Genomic DNA, 19,876 nt, shown 5'->3' on the forward strand with positions numbered 1-19,876 from the left:
ACCTGCGGTTCCCGACGAAAGGGCCGGACTCCCCCGCGGGGTCCGGCCCTTCTTTTGTGTCCGGGGCTGGGACCCTGCTCCTGGGTCTCCTGGCGCAGGGGGGGGGGGGCGTGCCTGCACAGGGTCCCACGCCCTGGTGCTCCCGTGGCGGGCGTGACCCCACCGGCAACAGGAGTCCCATAGCTTGGGATGCTGTGTGCCCAGGGGGCTGCCTCCCGCACAGGGTCCCACACTTTGGTACTGCTGTTCCGGGTGGGACCCCACCGGCAACATCTGCCACATTGCCTGGGATGCTGTGTACGCAGGGGGGGCTGGCCCTCGCCCGAAGCCACACCATGCCCGGCTGCCGCCCGTCTACTGAGCGGATAACGCGGTTATCCGGTGTCCAAGCCCGTTATCTGCTCAGTAGATGACCGGAGGTACAGCCCGATGAGGGACGTGCTGCTGCAACAGACGTGCAGGACGTTCCGGGTTAGGCGGCTTTAATACTCCCCGCGAGCTCTGCGAGCCGGGAGTTTCGTTGCCGCCGTTCCGGAACGCCCGGAACGCCCGGAACGCCCGGAGCGCGCGTCGCCCCAGACACCCGGCCAGAGGCGCAAGCCCGGAAACAACAACGGCCGGACCCCCGAGGGGATCCGGCCGCCGTAAAGCGGAAAGCTAGACCAGGGCGCTGCCCACGAACGGATCCACGGCCAGGGCCAGGAAGAGGATCGTGAGGTAGCTGATGGAGAGGTGGAAGACCTTCATAGCCGACTTGTCATTGAGCTCTTCACGCTGCGCCCGGGAGTGCAGCCTGTGCGCCTCGGCGATGAACCAGCCGCCGGACAGCAGTGCGGCAATGGTATAGACCCAGCCGGCACCGCCCACGGGAACCAGCAGCAGCGAGCAGGCCACCGTGGCGTAGGCGTACAGGACCACCTGGACGGAGACCAGCTTCGCACCGGCCACAGCGCCGAGCATCGGCACGCTGGCGTTGCGGTAGTCCTCGCCGTACTTCATGGACAGCGGCCAGTAGTGCGGCGGCGTCCACAGGAAGATGATCATGAACAGGATGAAGGCCGGCCATTCCACCTTGTTGGTGACCGCAGCCCACGCAATAAGCACGGGCATGCAGCCGGCAGCGCCGCCCCAGACAATGTTCTGGGTGGTGCGGCGCTTGAGGATCAGGGTGTAGAACACCACGTACAGGAAAATGGCACCGACGCCGAGCAGGCCCGTGAGCGGGTTGGCGCCGAACCACAGCAGGGCAATGGCGACAATGCCCAGTACCCACGCGAAGACCATGGCCTCCCGCGGCGAGACCTCGCCGGTGACCAGCGGACGGTTCTTTGTCCGCTTCATCAGCTTGTCCATATCGCGGTCGATATAGCAGTTGAAGGCGCCGGCGCTGCCGGCAGCCAGTGCGCCGCCGACCATGGTGGCCAGGATCAGGCCCAGGGACGGCAGGCCCCGCTCGGCGAAGATCATGGTGGGCAGGGTAGTCACGAGCAGGAGTTCGATGACGCGCGGTTTGGTGAGCGCCACGTAAGCCCGGGCTTTGCGGCCCGCCGTCATCTTCCCCGTGTAGACCGGAGACTCGGCATGCTGGGTAGTCACGAAGCGATCACTTTATCCAATCTGGAACGAAAAAGTCCGTCCTCATCATAACCTCTATCGGCTGTAGAAATCGAAGCACCGAAGACGCATCCGCCCGCACAGCTGACAGGCTTCCAAACTTCCCGCCACGATGCCCGGCCTGACGCGGCCGGGGCAGGCAGGAAGCAGCCTTAGACGATAAGGTTGGAACGGACCTTTCCTGCGGCCGATTTCGGGCGTGGAACGGTAAAAGCAGCAAGAAGTATTAAGCAGTATCCGCGGCATTGGCTGCGGAACGCGGAACAAGTTATGCCGTGAACGCGGTATCGATTTGCGTCTGCCTTTGGTTGTAGTGGTAAAGGAACCGGACGCACCCCGTTCACGGGGGCTTCCGGGCATGTCCGGTGCTGTACGGTGCCGGTTATCTGCAGAGAGAGGGGCCCGGTAAACGTGCCACATATGGAAGAGCAAGAACTGATCTGGACCGAAACGGACCGCAAGGCAGTGGACACCGTCCGCGTCCTCGCCGCCGACGCCGTGGAGAAGGTCGGCAACGGCCACCCCGGCACGGCCATGAGCCTGGCCCCGGCCGCGTACCTTCTGTTCCAGAAGGTCATGCGCCACGACCCGTCCGATCCGCACTGGATCGGACGCGACCGCTTCGTCCTCTCCCCCGGGCACACCTCCCTGACCCTCTACATCGAGCTCTTCCTCTCCGGCTACGGCCTGGAGCTCGAAGACCTGAAGTCCCTGCGCACCTGGGGCTCCAAGACCCCGGGCCACCCGGAGTACCGCCACACCGACGGCGTCGAAATCACCACCGGCCCGCTCGGCCAGGGCCTCGCCTCCTCTGTTGGCTTCGCCTTCGCCCAGCGCCGCCTGCGCGGCCTGCTGGACGCCGACGCCGCCGAGGGCACCAGCCCGTTCGACCACACCATCTGGGTCATCGCGTCCGACGGCGACCTGCAGGAAGGCGTCACCGCCGAGGCCTCCTCGCTGGCCGGTCACCAGGAACTGGGCAACCTCGTGGTGATCTACGACGAGAACCACATCTCCATCGAAGACGACACCGACATCGCCTTCACCGAAGACGTGCTCAAGCGCTACGAAGCCTACGGCTGGCACACCCAGCGGGTGGACTGGACCAAGACGGGCGAGTACGTCGAAGACGTCAACGAGCTCTACAACGCCCTGATGGCAGCCAAGGCCGAAACGAACCGGCCCTCCATCATTTCCCTGCGCACCATCATCGGCTGGCCTGCACCGAACAAGCAGAACACCGGCAAGATCCACGGCTCCGCCCTGGGCACCGACGAAGTAGCGGCACTGAAGGAAACGCTGGGCTTCGACCCGGCCAAGACGTTCGACGTCGACCCCGCGGTCCTCGAGCACGCCCGCCAGGCAGTGACCCGCGGCGCCGAGACCCACAAGCAGTGGAGCGAAGGCTTCAAGGCCTGGGAAGAGGCCAACGCCGAAGGCTCCGCCCTGCTGGCCCGCCTCGAAAAGGGCGAGCTGCCCGAGGGCTGGGAAGCGTCGCTGCCCGTCTTTGAAGCCGGCAAGGACATGTCCACCCGTGCCGCCTCCGGCAAGGTCCTCTCCGCCATCGGCCCGGCCCTGCCGGAACTGTGGGGCGGCTCCGCCGACCTTGCCGAGTCCAACAACACCACGATTGAGGGCTCCCCCTCCTTCATTCCCGCCGGGAAGCAGACCAACGCCTGGTCCGGCAACCCGTACGGCCGTGTGCTGCACTTCGGCATCCGCGAACACGCAGCGGCGTCGATCGTCAACGGCATCACCATGCACAGCAACACCCGCGCCTTCTCCGGTACGTTCCTGATCTTCAGCGACTACCAGCGTCCGGCCATCCGCCTCGGTGCCCTGATGGGCGTGCCGGCCATCTACGTCTGGACCCACGATTCCATCGGCCTCGGCGAAGACGGACCCACCCACCAGCCGGTGGAGCAGCTCGCCTCCCTGCGCGCGATCCCGGGACTCGATGTCGTCCGCCCCGGCGACGCGAACGAGGTGGCCGTTGCCTGGCGGACCATCCTGGAGAACACCGAGAACCCGGCCGGCATTGTGTTGACCCGCCAGAACATCCCCACCTACGCACGCGGCGAAGGTGCTGCCACGGCCACCGAATTCGGCTCCGCCGACGGTGCTGCCCGCGGCGGCTATGTGCTGGCCGAAGCTGTCCGTGACGGCAGCGTCGTCACGCCCGACGTCATCCTGGTCGGCACCGGTTCCGAGGTCCAGCTGGCTGTTGAGGCCCGCGAAGCACTCGCCGCCGAGGGTGTAGCCGCCCGCGTGGTGTCGATGCCGAGCATCGAGTGGTTCAACAAGCAGGACAAGGAATACCGCGAGTCCGTCCTGCCGAAGGACATCCGCGCCCGGGTTTCCGTCGAAGCGGGTATTGCCCTCGGCTGGCGCGAAATTGTCGGCGACGCCGGCCGCAGCGTCTCGCTGGAGCACTTCGGCGCATCCGCGGACTACAAGACACTGTTCCGCGAATTCGGCATCACCGCCGACGCCGTGGCCCAGGCAGCCCGGGATTCCCTCGCTGCTGTTGGCGGCGGCGGATCCGCGCCCGACGGCACCACCGGCGCATCCTCCGGAGCACAGTCCACCGAGACCGGCGACCAGCAGTAATTCCCCTTAATAAAGGAGCATCAACAATGACTTCCACTCCCACGGCCCGGCTTTCCGAAGCCGGCGTCTCCATCTGGCTGGACGACCTTTCCCGCGAACGGATTGTCTCCGGTTCCCTGAAGAAGCTCATCGATGAGTGGAACGTGGTCGGCGTGACCACGAACCCGAGCATCTTCGCCTCGGCCCTGGCCAACGGCGAGTCCTACGCCGCCCAGGTGCAGCAGCTCTCGCGTTCCGGCGCCGACGTCAACAAGTCGGTCTTCGAGATCACCACCGACGACGTCATCCAGGCCTGCGATGTCTTCGCACCGGTCTACGAAGCAACTAACGGGGTTGACGGCCGCGTGTCCATCGAGGTGGATCCGCGCCTGTCGCGTGACACCCAGGGCACCATCAACGAGGCGAAGGAACTCTTCGACAAGGTTGGCCGCGCCAACGTCCTGATCAAGATCCCCGCGACCCAGGAAGGCCTGCCGGCCATCACCGCCACGCTGGCCGCGGGCATCAGCGTGAACGTGACCCTGATTTTCTCGCTCGAGCGTTACCGCGAGGTCATCAACGCGTACATGCTCGGCATTGAACAGGCGAAGGAGAACGGGCACGATCTGTCCACCATCCACTCCGTCGCGTCCTTCTTCGTCTCCCGGGTCGACGCCGAGATCGACAAGCGCCTCGACGCCGTCGGTTCCGACGATGCCAAGTCCCTGAAGGGCAAGGCCGGACTGGCCAACGCCCGGCTGGCGTACCAGGTCTTCGAAGAGCAGTTCGCCTCCGAGCGCTGGCAGGTGCTGGCAGCAGCCGGCGCCAACGCCCAGCGTCCGCTGTGGGCCTCCACCGGAGTGAAGGATCCGGCCCTGCCGGACACCCTGTACGTCACGGGCCTGGTGGCTCCGAAAACGGTGAACACCATGCCGGAAAAGACGCTGGAAGCCACAGCGGACCACGGCGAGGTCACCGGCGACACGATCACCGGCACCTACACCGAGTCCAACGGCGTGCTGGACCAGCTCGACGGCCTGGGCATCTCCTACAACGACGTTGTGGAGCAGCTGGAGACCGAAGGCCTCGATAAGTTCGTGGTCAGCTGGGGCGAACTCCTGCAGACCGTTCAGAACGCACTGGATACCGCGAAAGAGGCATAGGAAAACATGACCACACTGTCCTTTGAAGCAGCCGGGGCGGCAAGTGCCGCCGTCGACGCCAAGGTGCCCGAACTCGTGGGAGATGAAGTTGCCTCCCGCCTCGTGGCACAGGATCCCACCCTGTGGGGTCCCGATGCCGAAGCCGAGGCGTCCATTCGCCTGGGCTGGCTCAATCCCGGAGAAAGCTCCCGGCCGCTCGTGGGACAGATCGCGGCGCTTCGGGAAGAGCTCGCTGCCGAGTCGGTGACCCGCGTGGTCCTGGCCGGCATGGGCGGCTCTTCCCTGGCGCCCGAGGTCATTACCCGCTCCGCGGGTGTGGACCTGACCGTGCTGGATTCCACCGACCCCGACGTCGTCGCCGCAGCCCTGGGCGACCGCCTGGCGGAAACCGTCATTGTGGTGAGCTCCAAGTCGGGCTCCACGGTGGAGACCGATTCGCAGCGCCGGGTCTTCGAACAGGCCTTCACCGACGCCGGTATCGACGCCAAGTCACGCATTGTGGTTGTCACCGACCCGGGGTCTCCCCTGGACTCGGCGGCCCGTGAGGCCGGGTACCGCGCCGTGTTCAACGCCGACCCCAACGTCGGCGGGCGCTACTCCGCCCTGACCGCGTTCGGCCTGGTGCCCTCGGGCCTGGCCGGAGCGGACATTGAAACCCTGCTGGACGACGCCGAGATGACGGCGGAAATCCTGCGGGACGACGCACCGGACAACATCGGCCTGGAACTCGGAGCGGCACTCGGCGGAACCGATCCGCTGCGCAACAAGATCGTTATTGTGGACGAAGGCTCCGGCCTGGCCGGCTTCCCGGACTGGGCGGAGCAGCTGATTGCCGAGTCCACCGGCAAGCTCGGCACCGGCCTGCTGCCCGTCGCCGTCGAGCCCGGCGCACCGGAGATGGTTTCCGGAGCCGGCGACGTGCTCACCGTCCGGATTGTCCCCGTTGACTCGGAGGCCCTCCCCGAAGGGGACCAGGTGGTGGTCTCCGGCAGCCTGGGCGGCTCCATGATGCTATGGGAGTTCGCCACCGCCGTGGCGGGACGCCTGCTGAACATCAACCCGTTCGACCAGCCCGACGTCGAGGCTGCGAAGAAGGCAGCACGCGGACTGCTGGACGCCACCCCCGAAGCCACGGAGCCCTCCTTCGTGGACGGGTCCGTCGAGGTGCGCGGCCCGGCCGACCTGCTCGGCACGGCACACACCCTCCGCGGCGCGCTGGCCGCCCTGCTCCGCCACCTGGGCACGGACGGTTACCTCAGCGTCCAGGCCTACCTCGACCGTGCCCGGCAGGCAGAGCTCGCCGGCATCCGCCCGGAGCTGGCAGCAGCCACCGGGCGTCCCGTGACCTTCGGCTGGGGTCCGCGCTTCCTGCACTCCACCGGCCAGTTCCACAAGGGCGGGCCGGCGCAGGGCGTTTACCTGCAGATCACCGGCAGGCCTGCCGAAGACGTTTCCATTCCGGACCGGCCCTTCACCTTCGGTGAGCTCATCAGTGCGCAGGCAGCCGGCGACGCTCAGGTCCTTGCGGACCAGGGCCGCCCGGTCCTGCGCCTGCACCTGCTCAACCGCGACGAAGGGGTCCGCGAAATCGAGAACGTCGTGCGCGCCCTGGCAGCAGAAGAAAGCAGCAACTAAATGCGCGCCGAGGAGAAGACAGGGACGGGCAACCCCCTCCGGGATCCACGCGACCTCCGGCTGAGCCGGATCGCCGGTCCGTCCTCCCTGGTGATCTTCGGCGTCACCGGAGACCTCGCACGGAAAAAGCTCATTCCCGCCGTCTACGACCTGGCCAACCGCGGCCTGCTCCCCCCGAGCTTCTCACTGGTCGGCTTCGGCCGCCGCCCGTGGAGCGACGAGGAGTTCGCCGCGCAGGTGAAGGAGTCGGTCCAGGCCCATGCCCGGACCGACTTCGACGAAGGTGTGTGGAAGCAGCTGGCCGAAGGCATTCGGTTTGTTGAGGGCGGTTTCGACAGCGACGAAGCCTTCGAAAACCTCAAGGCGACCCTCGAGGACCTGGACGAACGCCGCGGAACCCGGGGCAACCACGCGTTCTATCTCTCGGTGCCGCCCAAGTCCTTTGAACAGGTCTGCCAGCAGCTCTCCGAGCACGGACTCGCCAAGACGTCCGAGGGCAAGTGGCGGCGCGTGGTCATCGAAAAGCCGTTCGGCCACGACCTGGCCTCGGCCCGGGAACTGAACAACGTGGTGGAGTCCGTCTTCCCCGCCGACTCGGTGTTCCGGATCGACCACTATCTGGGCAAGGAAACGGTCCAGAACATCCTGGCCCTGCGCTTCGCGAACCAGTTGTTCGAGCCGATCTGGAACGCCAACTACGTGGACCACGTGCAGATCACCATGGCCGAAGACATCGGCATCGGCGGCCGCGCAGGGTATTACGACGGCGTGGGCGCGGCCCGCGACGTCATCCAGAACCACCTGCTCCAGCTCCTCGCGCTGACTGCGATGGAGGAGCCCATTTCCTTCAACGCGGAGCACCTCCGCGCCGAAAAGGAGAAGGTGCTGGCGGCGGTACGGCTGCCGGAGGACCTCTCCCGCAGCTCCGCGCGCGGGCAGTACACCGGCGGCTGGCAGGGCGGCGAGAAGGTCACCGGTTTCCTCGAGGAGGAAGGGTTCAACCCGGATTCCAAGACGGAAACCTTCGCTGCGGTCCGGCTGGACATCAATACCCGCCGCTGGGCCGGGGTTCCGTTCTATCTCCGGGCCGGCAAACGGCTCGGGCGCCGCGTCACGGAAATTGCGGTGGTCTTCAAACGCTCCCCCAACCTGCTGTTCCGCGAACACAACGGCGACGACTTCGGCCAAAACGCCGTCGTCATCCGTGTGCAGCCGGACGAAGGCGCCACCATCCGCTTCGGCTCCAAGGTGCCGGGCACGCAGATGGAAGTCCGCGACGTCTCCATGGACTTCGGCTACGGGCACTCCTTTACCGAGTCCAGCCCCGAGGCGTATGAACGGCTGATCCTGGATGTGCTGCTGGGTGAGCCTCCGCTCTTCCCGCGGCACGAGGAAGTCGAGCTGTCCTGGAAGATCGTGGATCCGTTCGAAGAATACTGGGCATCCCTGGATACCCAGCCCGAGCCTTATGCCCCCGGAAGCTGGGGGCCGGACTCCGCCAACGAGCTGCTCGCCCAAGACGGAAGGACCTGGAGAAGGCCGTGATAGTACAACTGCCGGACACCACCACCTCCAAGGTGTCCAAGGAAATTGTTGCCATGCGTGAAAAGGGCGGTGTGGTGACCCTCGGCCGCGTGCTGACCCTGGTGGTGGATACGCAGCCGGACTTCGTCGAGGAGGCCATTGCCGCCGCCAACGAGGCCAGCCGCGAACACCCCTGCCGCATCATCGTGCTGGCCGAGGGCAGCGCGGACGGGAAAACGCGCCTCGACGCGCAGATCCGGGTGGGCGGCGACGCCGGTGCCTCGGAAGTGATTGTGCTGTCCGGGTACGGCGAGCTTGCCGGGGAAAGCGAATCCCTGGTGTCCGCCCTGCTGCTGCCGGACGCCCCGATAGTGGTCTGGTGGCCGCACGGAGTGCCGCAGGATCCCGCGCAGACACCGCTGGGCGCCATTGCACACCGCCGCATCACGGACGCCGCCACAGAGGATGACCCGAAGAAGGCACTGCTGGGACTGGCCGACAGCTATGCGGCCGGCGACACCGATCTCAGCTGGACCCGGCTGACCAACTGGCGCATCCAGCTGGCTGCGGTCCTGGACGGGGTCGGAGCCGCGAAGGTCCGGTCCATCGTCGTCGAGGGCGCCTCGGACTCGGCCAGCACCTTCCTGCTGGCGGCGTGGCTTAAGAAAGCGATGAACGTACCGCTGGAGATTATCGAAGGCCAGGCCGGCACCGGTATCCACCGCGTGATGTTCAGCTGCGACGGCGGAGACGTGGAACTGGCCCGGCCAGACCAGGTCACCGCCCACCTGACCCAGCCGGGACAGCCCGAGCAGCAGATCGCCCTGCCACGGCGCACCCTGCGGGACTGCCTGGCGGAGGAAATGCGCCGGCTGGATCCGGACGAGGTTTTCGGAGAAGTACTCACTGAGGGACTGGCAGCCTGCCTGTCCCAGGAAGGGGCACAGGCATGACGCCCTCCCCCAACGGCGTCAGCATCCATCCGGATCCGCAGGCGCTCGTAGCAACCACAGCCGCACGGCTGATCACCAAGCTCGTGGATGTCCAGAGCCGCCGCGGGGAGGCCACCGTGGTGCTGACCGGGGGTACGGTAGGCATCGCAACCCTTGAGGCCGTGACCGCCAATCCGGCGCGGACGGCCGTGGACTGGACCCGGGTGAACTTCTGGTGGGGTGACGAACGGTTCCTTCCGGCCGGAGACCCGGAGCTCAACTCCCTTCAGGCCCGGCAGGCAATGCTGGACCCGCTCGGCGTTCCCGCTGCCCGGATCCACGCCGTCGCCACGGCCAACGAGGCCGACACGGTGGAAGACGCCGCCGCTGACTATGCGCGGCAGCTGGCCGAAGCCGCCGCCGCGGAGCAGCTCGAGGCCGGGTTTGAACCGCTGGATCCGCGGCTTCCCCGCTTCGACGTCCTGCTCCTCGGCGTAGGCCCGGACGCGCACATTGCGTCCCTGTTCCCGGAAACCCCGGGCGTGCGCACCGTAGGCGCCACCACCGTTGCGGTCCGGGACGCCCCGAAACCCCCGCCGGAACGGATTTCCCTGACATTGGAAAGCATCAACACCGCTTCCGAGGTCTGGCTGGGCGTTGCCGGCAACGACAAGGCCGGCGCCGTCGGCCTGGCCCTGGCCGGTGCCGGAGAAATCCAGGTTCCGGCCGCCGGTGCCCGCGGCCGCACCAAGACCCGGTGGCTGATTGACCAGGCAGCGGCGTCGCAGCTGTCACGGCGTCTCTTCGCGTCCCACGACTCCGACACGGAAGAGGACGAGGACTAGAAGGCCCGGTCCACATACATAAAGGAATGGCCCCCGGAAATATCCGGGGGCCATTCCTTTAGGTATTTCTACCGGTACTGCTTGCCGCCTAGGCTTCGCCGGCGAAGCGCTGGAGCAGTCCCAGAGCCACGATGACCACGCCCCAGGAAATGGCCAGTGCCACCGTGAAGCGGTTCAGGTTCTTTTCCGCAACACCGGAGGACCCAAGGCTGCTGGTCATGCCGCCGCCGAACATGTCGGACATGCCGCCGCCGCGGCCCTTGTGCAGCAGGATGAGCAGCGTCAGCAGCAGGCTCGTGATGGCAAGGAGCACCAGCAGGACGATCTTCAGAATTTCCACTTAGGGCCTTTCGGGTGACTCAGGGAATTGGAGACGCCGCTGCGGCGCCCTTCAGCTGCAGTTCAGTCAGTCACCAGATGTTGTTCGAACCTGACAATATTAGCAAATTCGCCTACATCCAAACTGGCGCCGCCCACCAGCACGCCGTCCACGTCCCGTTCGCCCAGAATGCTTGCCGCATTGGCGGCCTTGACCGAGCCGCCGTAGAGCAGGCGGGTCTTGGCAGCTACGGTGTCGTCGTAAAGATCCGCGATTTCGGCACGGATGGCCGCGCACATTTCCTGTGCGTCGTCGGGACCCGCCACTTCGCCCGTTCCGATGGCCCAGATGGGTTCGTAGGCAATGACGAGGCTGGAAACCTGCTCGGCGTTCAGGCCGGCAAGGTCCTTGCGGACCTGCTCAAGGGTGTGCAGCACATGGTCCCCGGCCTGGCGGACCTCAAGGCCTTCGCCCACGCAGAGGATGGGCACCAGGTTGTGGCGGTAGGCGGCCTTGAGCTTTTCATTCAGCAGCTCGTCGCTCTCACCGTGGACGGACCGGCGTTCGCTGTGCCCCACGAGGACGTAGCTGCAGCCGAGCTTGGCGAGGAACTGGCCGGAGATATCTCCGGTAAACGCGCCGGAATCGTTCGGCGAAAGATCCTGCGCGCCGTATTCCACCTTCAGCTTGTCGCCGGCCACCAGGGTCTGCGTGCTCCGCAGGTCGGTGAACGGAGGGAACACCACAACCTCCACGCGGCCGTAGTCGTGGCGTGCGTCGCTCAGGGTCCATGCCAGCTTCTGCAGCAGGGTGATGCCCTGGACGTGGTCCATGTTCATCTTCCAGTTGCCGGCGATCAGGGGTGTGCGGTCGAACTTGCCGTTCGTGGAGGTGGTCATGGTTACTCCGGTTTCTTGCTCGCGGTGCACCGGCCGTTCAAGGCCGGGCGGGATGGGACATGCAGGTGCGGGCCCGCTTATGCCAGCGGGCCCGCACCGTCGGTTTTACTTGTCGAGGACGGTAAGGCCCGGCAGGGCCTTGCCTTCCAGATACTCGAGGCTGGCGCCGCCGCCGGTGGAGATGTGGCCGAAATCGGCTTCCGAGAAGCCGAGCTTCCGGACGGCTGCCGCGGAATCGCCGCCGCCGACCACGCTGAAGCCGCTGGAGTCCTTCAGCCCCTGGGCAACGGCACGGGTGCCGTTGGCAAAGGCCTCGAACTCGAACACGCCCATGGGGCCGTTCCAGAAGATGGTCTTCCCGCCGCGGATCCGCTCGGCGAAGGCTGCCGCGGAGTCGGGACCGATATCCAGACCGAGGCCGGAGGCACCGAAACGGCTGTTCTCCATGGCGTCGGCAGGAACGGTCTCGACATCTGCGTCCGCAGCGAACTTATCCGCCACCACAATGTCGGTGGGGAGGACAAACTCGCAGCCGACCTCCTTGGCGCGGCTGAGGTAGCCCTTGACGTTTTCGATCTGGTCCGTCTCGAGCAGCGAGGCGCCGACGCTGTAGCCCTGCGCCGCCAGGAACGTGAACACCATGCCGCCGCCCACCAGCAGGTAGTCCGCCCGGTCCATCAGGTTCTCGATCACTGCCAGCTTGTCGGACACCTTGGAACCGCCAAGGACTACGACATACGGCTTCTCCGGGTTCTCGGTGAGGCGTTTGAGCACCTCAACCTCGGTATGTACCAGCCCGCCTTCATAGGCGGGCAGCGCCTCGGCAACGTCGTAGACGCTGGCATGCTTTCGGTGCACGGCACCGAAAGCATCGTCTACGTAGGCGCCGTTGCCCCCGGTCAGGGCTGCCAGCTCCCCGGCCAGAGCCTGGCGCTCGGCGTCGTCCTTGGAGGTTTCGCGCGGATCGAAGCGAATGTTCTGCAGCACCAGGACGGACCCCGCGGCCAGCGAGCCGGCCAGCCCGCGGGCACTGTCGCCTACCACGTCTTCGGCGAACTCCACCGGGAACGGGGAGAGTTCAGCGAGGCGGTCGACGGCGGGACGCAGCGAGTACTTCTCCTCCGGCTTGCCCTTCGGGCGGCCGAGGTGGGCCATCACAATGACCTTGGCACCGTGCTCCACGAGGGTCTGCAGGGTGGGAATCGATGCCCGGATACGTCCGTCGTCGGTAACCCGGCCGTCGTCGAGCGGTACGTTCAGGTCCGAGCGGACGAGGACGTACCTGCCGTCGACGCCTTCGCTGACCAGGTCGGGGAGAGTTTTGACAGTCATTTCTACCTTTACGTGCGGTCGGTTAAAGCTTGGATGCGACGAGCTTGGTGAGATCCACGAGGCGGCAGGAGTAGCCCCACTCGTTGTCGTACCAGCCCACAACCTTCACCTGGTTGCCCATCACGCGGGTCAGGCCGGAGTCGAAGATGCACGAGGCAGGATCGGTGACGATGTCGGAAGAGACAATCGGCTCGTCGGTGTAGCGCAGGATGCCTGCCAGCGGCCCGTTGCCTGCGGTCTTGTAGACATCGTTGATCTGCTCCACCGTGGCTTCCTTGGAAACCGTCACGGTGAGATCGGTGACCGAGCCGGTGGGCACCGGAACGCGCAGCGCGAAGCCGTCCAGCTTGCCGTCGAGGGCCGGCAGGACCAGGCCGATGGCCTTGGCGGCTCCGGTGGTGGTGGGCACGATGTTCAGGGCTGCAGCGCGGGCGCGGCGCAGGTCGCGGTGCGGGCCGTCCTGCAGGTTCTGGTCCGCAGTGTACGCGTGGACGGTGGTCATCAGGCCGCGTTCAATGCCGAACGCCTCGTGGAGGACTTTGGCCAGCGGGCCGAGGCAGTTGGTAGTGCAGGAGGCGTTCGAAATGATGTTGTGGGACGCGGGGTCGTAGTCGCCGTCGTTGACACCCATAACCACGGTGAGGTCGGCGCCCTTGCCCGGGGCGGAGATCAGGACCTTTTTGGCGCCGGCGTCGATGTGCTTTTTGGCGTCCTCGGCCTTGGTGAAGAATCCGGTGGACTCAATGACGATGTCCACGCCCAGATCGCTCCAGGGAAGGTTCGAGGGATCCCGCTCGGCGAGGACACGGATGGTCTTACCCCCGACGACGATGTTGCCTTCGCTGACCTTGACGTCGGCCCCCAGGCGCCCGGTGACGGAATCGTACTTGAGGAGGTGTGCGAGGGTCTCGGGGCTGGTGAGGTCATTCACGGCGACGATGTCGAGGTCGGCGTTCTGCTCCAGGGCGGCCCGGAAGTAGTTGCGGCCAATACGCCCGAATCCGTTGATTCCAACACGAGTAGTCACTGTTCTGTCTCCTTGAGTAGGGGTTCAATCGAGAGCTGTGTGACCTCAGGGTAAGAAGCCACCGGACTGACTGCGGCCTGACACTTCCGCTTGGGTAAACCCTTCCGGCCGCGGCGCCGTGGCCCTGTCCGCCCGGTGCCGGAAAGCACCGGGCGGGACCGGACCTACGGATTTATCTTACGCGTCACAGTCTCCGTACGGACCGGGGCACCCGCAGAATATGCGGCTTTCCGGGGAACTAGGCCGGGACGATGAGGCTCTTGGCGCCGGTGCGGGCGGCCTCGAAGCGGGCTGCGACGTCGGCCCAGTTCACGATGTTCCACCATGCCTTGACGTAGTCGCCCTTCACGTTGGCGTAGTCCAGGTAGTAGGAGTGCTCCCACATGTCGAGCATCAGCAGGGGGATGGTGCCCACGGGAACGTTGCCCTGCTGGTCGTAGAGCTGCTCGATGACCAGGTTCTTGCCCAGCGGTTCGTAGGCCAGGATGGACCAGCCGGAGCCCTGGATGGAGTTGGCCACGGCGTTGAACTGGCCGCGGAAGCCGTCGAAGGAACCGAAGAACTCGTCGATGGCTGCTGCCAGTTCGCCTTCGGGCTTGTCGCCGCCGTCCGGGGACATGTTGTTCCAGAAGATGCTGTGGTTGGTGTGGCCGCCCAGGTGGAAGGCCAGGTCCTTGGAGAGCTTGCCGATGGTGCCGAACTCGCCCTTGTCGCGTGCTTCAGCCATCTGGGCCAGGGCCGTGTTGGCGCCGGCAACGTACGTGGCGTGGTGCTTGTCGTGGTGCAGTTCCATGATGCGGGCGGAAATGTGCGGTTCAAGCGCCGCGTAGTCGTACGGCAGTTCCGGCAGTGTGTACTCGTTCACGAAAATCCTCCGTTGGTGTCGGATCAATGTTCCGGACGGAATTCCCATCCGGAAACTCATCGTGCTGCCGAAAAAGGCAGCAGGCTTAGTCCATCCTATGCAATAACGTTATTCATCCAACATTTCCGGAGTGACACTGGACTCGGTACCCGGAATCCCCAGCTCGGCTGCGCGCTTGTCGGCCATGGCCAGCAGGCGCCGGATCCGGCCGGCGATCGCATCCTTGGTCATGGGCGGGTCCGCCAGGTGTCCCAGCTCGTCCAGGCTGGCCTGCTTGTGCGCCACGCGCAGCTCGCCGGCGTAGCGCAGGTGCTCCGGGACGTCCTCGCCGAGGATCTCCAGAGCACGGTCCACCCGGGCGCCGGCGGCGACGGCGGCCTGGGCGGAGCGGCGCAGGTTCGCGTCGTCGAAGTTGGCCAGCCGGTTGGCCGTGGCCCGCACTTCCTTGCGCATCCGGCGCTCTTCCCAGACCATCAGCGCGTCGTGGGCGCCCATCCGGGTGAGCAGGGCGGCGATGGTGTCGCCGTCGCGGATCACCACTCGGTCCACGCCGCGGACCTCGCGCGCCTTGGCCGAGATGCCGATCCGCCGGGCGGAGCCGACCAGGGCCAGGGCCGCTTCGGGCCCGGGGCAGGTGACTTCAAGCGAGGACGAACGGCCGGGTTCGGTGAGGGAACCGTGGGCGAGGAAGGCACCCCGCCAGACGGCCTCGGCGTCGGCCGCCGAACCGTTGACCACGACGGAGGGCAGGCCCCGGACGGGACGGCCCCGGGCATCGAGCAGGCCGGTCTGCCGGGCCAGGGATTCCCCGTCCTTGACGACGCGCACCACATAGCGGTTGCCGCGGCGCAGGCCCCCTCCGGACACGACAATGATGTCGCTGGCGTGGCCGTACACCTCGGCGATGGCAGCACGCAGCCGGCGGGCGGTGGATGCGAGGTCCACCTCGGCTTCAATGACGATGCGGCCGGAAATGATGTGCAGTCCGCCGGCAAAACGCAGCATTGCCGACACCTCGGCCTTGCGGACTGAGGACTTCTTCACGTCCAGACGTGAAAGTTCCTCTTTTACTGCTGCGGTTAACGCCACAAAAACACTCCTAGTTCTCCCCAAATATATCGTGGAAGGCGGTTGCGAGGCGGAGCGGATCATGGATCGGACGCCCCGATGCTGCCCCCACCTTACCGAAGACCGGACGGCCGCCGAGTTCTGCTACCGCGTCCTCGAAGGCTGCTTTGTCCGCCACCACGGACGGGTCCACCAGTACGGCGTCCACCTTGAATTCCGGCGCGTAGCGGCGGATAACCGCAAGATGGTCCACGGCGCTCATTCCCGACGTTTCGGTTGTCTCGTTGCTGAGATTCATGGTCAGGCACCGCTTTGCGGATGTGGCGCACAACGCATCGCGCAGCTGCGGCAGCATCAGGTGCGGCAGCACGGAGGTGTACCAGGAGCCGGGTCCCAGAACCACCCAGTCGGCACGGTCGATGGCCTCCAGCGCGGCCGGGCAGGCCGGGGCGTCGACCGGCAGGAGCCGGACGTCGGCGACGTTGCTGCGGGCCCCGGCGGCGGCAAGGCTGGCCTGGCCGCTGATGGTTTCAAACACGTCTCCCGCCGCCGTGCGGCGCAGGACGTCCCCTTCAATGGTCAGCGGCACCGTGGACATCGGCAGCACCTGGCCGCGGGCGCCCAGCAGTGCACCGGCCCACTGGAGGCCGGCGACGGGGTCCCCCAGCAGCTCCCAGAGCGTCACGATCAGCAGGTTGCCGAGGGCGTGGTCATCCAGGGAGCCTTCGACGCCGGGCTGGGAGCGGAAGCGGTGCTGCATAACATCGCGCCAGGTGCGTCCCCAGTCGGTGTCATCGCAGAGCGCCGCCAGCGCCATCCGCAGGTCCCCTGGCGGGAGGACGCCCAGCTCGCGGCGGAGACGGCCGGAGGAGCCGCCGTCGTCGGCAACCGTGACAATGGCCGTGAGGTCGGTGGTGAGCAGGCGGAGGGCCGAGAGGGACGAAGACAGGCCGTGTCCGCCGCCGAGGGCGACGATTGATCCGGCCTTGTCCAAGCTTTCCCGTCCGCCCTCGGGAATCACGGGCAGCGGTCCGGTAAGGAAGGACACTATTCGCGCCCCAGATCCCGGTGGTGCGAGCTAACCGTAACGTGGGGAAGCTGGTCCAGCCGCTTGGCCAGTTCCTCCGTGACCGCAACGGAGCGGTGCTTGCCGCCCGTGCAGCCGACGGCGATCGTGGCGTAGTGCTTGTTTTCGCGGCGGTAGCCGTCGATCACGGGTTCCAGGGCCTCAACGTAGCGGTCCAGGAATTCCGCGGTGCCCTTGGCCTGCAGGACGTAGTCGCGGACGTCCTCATCCAGCCCGGTGTGCGGGCGCAGCTGCGGGACCCAGTGCGGATTGGGGATGAACCGGACGTCGGCCACGTAGTTCGCGTCCACGGGCAGGCCGTATTTGAAGCCGAAGCTCATAACGTTCAAGCGCAGGACAATCGGGCCGGACTCGGTGAACAGCTCGGTGACGGTGGTGGCCAGGGCATGGACATTCAGCTTGGAGGTGTCCACCACGATGTCGGAGGATTCCCGCAGTTCCGTCAGGACCTCACGTTCGGCGGCGATACCGTCCAGGATGCTGCCGTCACCCTGGAGCGGGTGCGGGCGGCGGCCCTGTTCAAAGCGGCGGACCAGGGTGGAGTCGTCAGCGTCCAGGAACAGCAGCCGGTAGCCGACGCCGGCCGCCCGCAGGTTCCGCAGCGCCTCGCGGATGTCCTGGAAGAGCTCCTTGCTGCGGACATCGATGACCACGGCAAGCTTCGGGATGGACTGCGGCATCCGGGACACCAATTCGGTGAGGGTCCCCAGCATCAGCGGCGGCAGGTTCTCCACGACGTACCAGCCGTGGTCTTCCAGGGCGTTGGCAGCGGTGCTGCGCCCGGCACCGGACATGCCCGTCACCACGAGCAGCTCCGATTCCTCGGGTTTGACTACGGTTAACCGGTCCTCTTGCGTCATTGCTGTGGTCCCATTCTGATTGCCCTGCTTTATGAAGAAACTCCGAACGGTTCGAAGCCGACACGCCGGTTTCCAAGCCTAGCTAAGTTTCCAGGATTTCGCCGGTGGCCATATTGACCGCCGGCACCCCCGCCGTTTCCTTGTCGGCCAGGCGGCTGCGCAGGTTGGCGGCCATGGCCGGACCGATACCCGGAACCTCCAGCAGCTCGTCCTCGGTGGCAGCCCGCAGTTTCTTCACCGACCCGAAGTGCTTGAGCAGCGCCTGCCGTTTGGACGGTCCCAGTCCGGGCACCTCATCGAGCAGGGACGCGGTCATGGACTTGCCCCGCTTCTGCCGGTGGAAGGTGATGGCGAAGCGGTGCGCCTCGTCCCGGACGCGCTGGAGCAGGAACAATGCTTCGGAAGCACGCGGGAGGATCACCGGGAAGTCGCTGTCCGGAACCCAGACCTCCTCCAGCCGCTTGGCCAGCCCGACGACCTGCACGTCGGTGATGCCCAGGTCCGCCAGGGCTTTCGACGCCGCCGCGACCTGCGGCTGGCCGCCGTCCACCACCACGAGGTTCGGCGGGTAGGCGAACCTGGCCTTGGCCGCCGGGGTCAGGGTGTCGGTCAGCGGCTGGACGTCGCCGTCGCCGTCGCCGCGCTCGTCCGGTAGATCCACCGGGGCATCGGGATCGGCCGCGGGGTCCGCGTTTTCCGCCAGGTAGTTGCGGAAACGGCGGGATATGACGTTGTACATGGAGGACGTATCGTCGCGTGCGGCGTCGCCGGTGATGGAGAACTTGCGGTAGTCCGATTTCTTCGGCAGGCCGTCTTCCGCCACCACCATGGAGGCAACCACGTTGGTGCCCTGCACATGGGAGATGTCGTAGCACTCGATGCGCAGCGGCGGCGAGGGCAGGTCGAGGGCTTCCTGCAGTTCCTGCAGGGCGGCGGAGCGGGTGGTGATGTCCCCGGCGCGGCGGCTCTTGTGCAGCCGCAGGGCATCCGCGGCGTTGCGCGCCACGGTCTCCATCAGTGCCTTCTTGTCACCGCGCATGGGCACCCGGATGTCCACCTTGGCTCCGCGCAGCCCGCCCAGCCACTCGGCGAGTTCCTCGGCGTCCGGCGGGAGGACCGGCACCAGGACCTGGCGCGGAATCCGGTCCGTGGAGTTGGCCTCCCCGTAGACCTGCTGGATCAGGTGCTCCACCAGGTCCGAGGTGTCGTTGTCTTCGACCTTTTCGACCACCCAGCCGCGCTGGCCGCGGATGCGTCCGCCGCGGACATGGAACACCTGGGCGGAGGCTTCGAGTTCGTCTTCCTCCAGCGCGAAGATGTCTGCGTCGGTGTCTTCGCTGAGCACCACGTTATTGCGCTCGAACACCTTCCTGAGCGCGGAGATGTCATCCCGGAGCCGGGCGGCGGTTTCGTAATCCAGTTCCGCGACGGCGGCCTGCATTTCCTTTTCGAGGCTGGAAATGAAGCGTTTGCCTTCGCCGGCCATGAAGTCGCACAGCTCGGCGGCGAGCTCGCGGTGGTCCTCGGGGCTGATCCGTCCCACGCAGGGGGCCGAGCACTTGTCGATGTAGCCGAGCAGGCACGGCCTGCCGGTGCGTTCGGCACGCTTGAAGACGCCGCTGCTGCAGGTGCGGACGGGGAAGACGCGGAGCAGGGTGTCCAGGGTTTCCCGGATGGCCTTGGCCGGATAGAACGGTCCGAAGTAGCGGGTGTCCTTGCGCCGGTCCCCGCGCATGACCTGGGCGCGCGGGTACTTCTCCCCCATGGTCACGGCGAGATAGGGGTAGGACTTGTCGTCCCGGAACATGATGTTGAACCGGGGATTGAATTCCTTGATCCAGGTGTATTCGAGCTGCAGCGCCTCCAGTTCGGTGCCGACCACCGTCCATTCGACGCCGGCGGCGGTGTGCACCATGGCCCGGGTCTTGGGCAGCAGCCCGCGGGGGTTCGCGAAGTAGGAGTTCAGGCGGGAGCGGAGGTTTTTGGCCTTGCCCACATAGATGACCCGGCCGTGCTCGTCCCGGAACCGGTAGACGCCCGGTGCCGTGGGGATCTCCCCTGTTTTCGGCCGGTAGGTTGCTGGATCTGCCACTTCTCCATCCTACGTTCGCCGGCGG

General features: G+C 66.3%; 16 protein-coding genes. 6 read left to right on the forward strand and 10 right to left on the reverse strand.

Features of this window, described 5'->3' with window-relative positions; genetic code table 11:
* Positions 1-657: 657 nt before the first annotated feature.
* Positions 658-1,554 (reverse strand): heme o synthase, encoded by an 897-nt coding sequence (locus NNX37_RS09030; protein ID WP_255792824.1) that lies wholly within the window; start codon positions 1,552-1,554, stop codon positions 658-660.
* A 480-nt stretch (positions 1,555-2,034) separates the two neighbouring features.
* Between NNX37_RS09030 and tkt the strand changes: the two genes are divergently transcribed.
* Genes tkt through pgl form a run of 6 tightly spaced genes read left to right on the forward strand, consistent with a single transcriptional unit; the run spans position 2,035 to position 10,302 of the window.
* Entirely contained in the window at positions 2,035-4,224 is a 2,190-nt protein-coding gene (tkt, locus tag NNX37_RS09035) for a transketolase (protein ID WP_255792099.1), read from the forward strand.
* Positions 4,225-4,250: 26 nt separating this feature from the next.
* The gene (tal, locus tag NNX37_RS09040) at positions 4,251-5,366 is read left to right on the forward strand and encodes a transaldolase (protein ID WP_255792101.1); all 1,116 of its coding nucleotides are present in this window, start codon (positions 4,251-4,253) and stop codon (positions 5,364-5,366) included.
* 6 nt (positions 5,367-5,372) lie between these two features.
* Positions 5,373-7,001, forward strand: coding sequence for a glucose-6-phosphate isomerase (locus NNX37_RS09045; protein WP_255792102.1), 1,629 nt, complete (start codon positions 5,373-5,375; stop codon positions 6,999-7,001).
* On the forward strand, positions 7,002-8,546 hold the full coding sequence (zwf, locus tag NNX37_RS09050) for a glucose-6-phosphate dehydrogenase (RefSeq protein ID WP_255792104.1): 1,545 nt from the start codon (positions 7,002-7,004) through the stop codon (positions 8,544-8,546).
* The gene (locus NNX37_RS09055; protein WP_255792105.1) at positions 8,543-9,478 is read left to right on the forward strand and encodes a glucose-6-phosphate dehydrogenase assembly protein OpcA; all 936 of its coding nucleotides are present in this window, start codon (positions 8,543-8,545) and stop codon (positions 9,476-9,478) included. The genes zwf and NNX37_RS09055 overlap by 4 nt, the downstream gene beginning before the upstream one ends.
* The gene (pgl, locus tag NNX37_RS09060; RefSeq protein WP_255792107.1) at positions 9,475-10,302 is read left to right on the forward strand and encodes a 6-phosphogluconolactonase; all 828 of its coding nucleotides are present in this window, start codon (positions 9,475-9,477) and stop codon (positions 10,300-10,302) included. Before NNX37_RS09055 ends, pgl begins: the two co-directional genes overlap by 4 nt.
* An 88-nt stretch (positions 10,303-10,390) precedes the next feature.
* On the opposite strand, the gene secG is transcribed toward pgl, so the two are convergent.
* The 9 genes from secG to uvrC form a co-directional block, all read right to left on the reverse strand.
* The gene (secG, locus tag NNX37_RS09065; RefSeq protein ID WP_255792108.1) at positions 10,391-10,642 is read right to left on the reverse strand and encodes a preprotein translocase subunit SecG; all 252 of its coding nucleotides are present in this window, start codon (positions 10,640-10,642) and stop codon (positions 10,391-10,393) included.
* Positions 10,643-10,704: 62 nt separating this feature from the next.
* Entirely contained in the window at positions 10,705-11,520 is an 816-nt protein-coding gene (tpiA, locus tag NNX37_RS09070; protein WP_255792109.1) for a triose-phosphate isomerase, read from the reverse strand.
* 105 nt (positions 11,521-11,625) lie between these two features.
* Positions 11,626-12,852 (reverse strand): phosphoglycerate kinase, encoded by a 1,227-nt coding sequence (locus NNX37_RS09075; RefSeq protein ID WP_255792110.1) that lies wholly within the window; start codon positions 12,850-12,852, stop codon positions 11,626-11,628.
* Positions 12,853-12,874: 22 nt separating this feature from the next.
* Positions 12,875-13,879 (reverse strand): type I glyceraldehyde-3-phosphate dehydrogenase, encoded by a 1,005-nt coding sequence (gap, locus tag NNX37_RS09080; RefSeq protein ID WP_255792111.1) that lies wholly within the window; start codon positions 13,877-13,879, stop codon positions 12,875-12,877.
* A gap of 238 nt (positions 13,880-14,117) precedes the next feature.
* Positions 14,118-14,744 carry a superoxide dismutase gene (locus NNX37_RS09085; protein ID WP_255792112.1) on the reverse strand — a complete coding sequence of 209 codons (627 nt, stop codon included), beginning with the start codon at positions 14,742-14,744 and terminating at the stop codon, positions 14,118-14,120.
* Between the two features lie 108 nt (positions 14,745-14,852).
* Positions 14,853-15,833 (reverse strand): DNA-binding protein WhiA, encoded by a 981-nt coding sequence (gene whiA, locus NNX37_RS09090; RefSeq protein ID WP_255792114.1) that lies wholly within the window; start codon positions 15,831-15,833, stop codon positions 14,853-14,855.
* A 10-nt stretch (positions 15,834-15,843) separates the two neighbouring features.
* Entirely contained in the window at positions 15,844-16,860 is a 1,017-nt protein-coding gene (locus tag NNX37_RS09095) for a gluconeogenesis factor YvcK family protein (protein ID WP_255792116.1), read from the reverse strand.
* Complete coding sequence (gene rapZ, locus NNX37_RS09100) at positions 16,860-17,759, reverse strand: RNase adapter RapZ (protein ID WP_255792117.1); 900 nt, start codon at positions 17,757-17,759, stop codon at positions 16,860-16,862. Before rapZ ends, NNX37_RS09095 begins: the two co-directional genes overlap by 1 nt.
* An 82-nt stretch (positions 17,760-17,841) precedes the next feature.
* The gene (gene uvrC / locus NNX37_RS09105) at positions 17,842-19,851 is read right to left on the reverse strand and encodes an excinuclease ABC subunit UvrC (RefSeq protein WP_255792118.1); all 2,010 of its coding nucleotides are present in this window, start codon (positions 19,849-19,851) and stop codon (positions 17,842-17,844) included.
* Positions 19,852-19,876: the final 25 nt, after the last annotated feature.

Source organism: Arthrobacter zhaoxinii (assembly GCF_024385505.1).
GTDB lineage: Bacteria > Actinomycetota > Actinomycetes > Actinomycetales > Micrococcaceae > Arthrobacter_B > Arthrobacter_B zhaoxinii.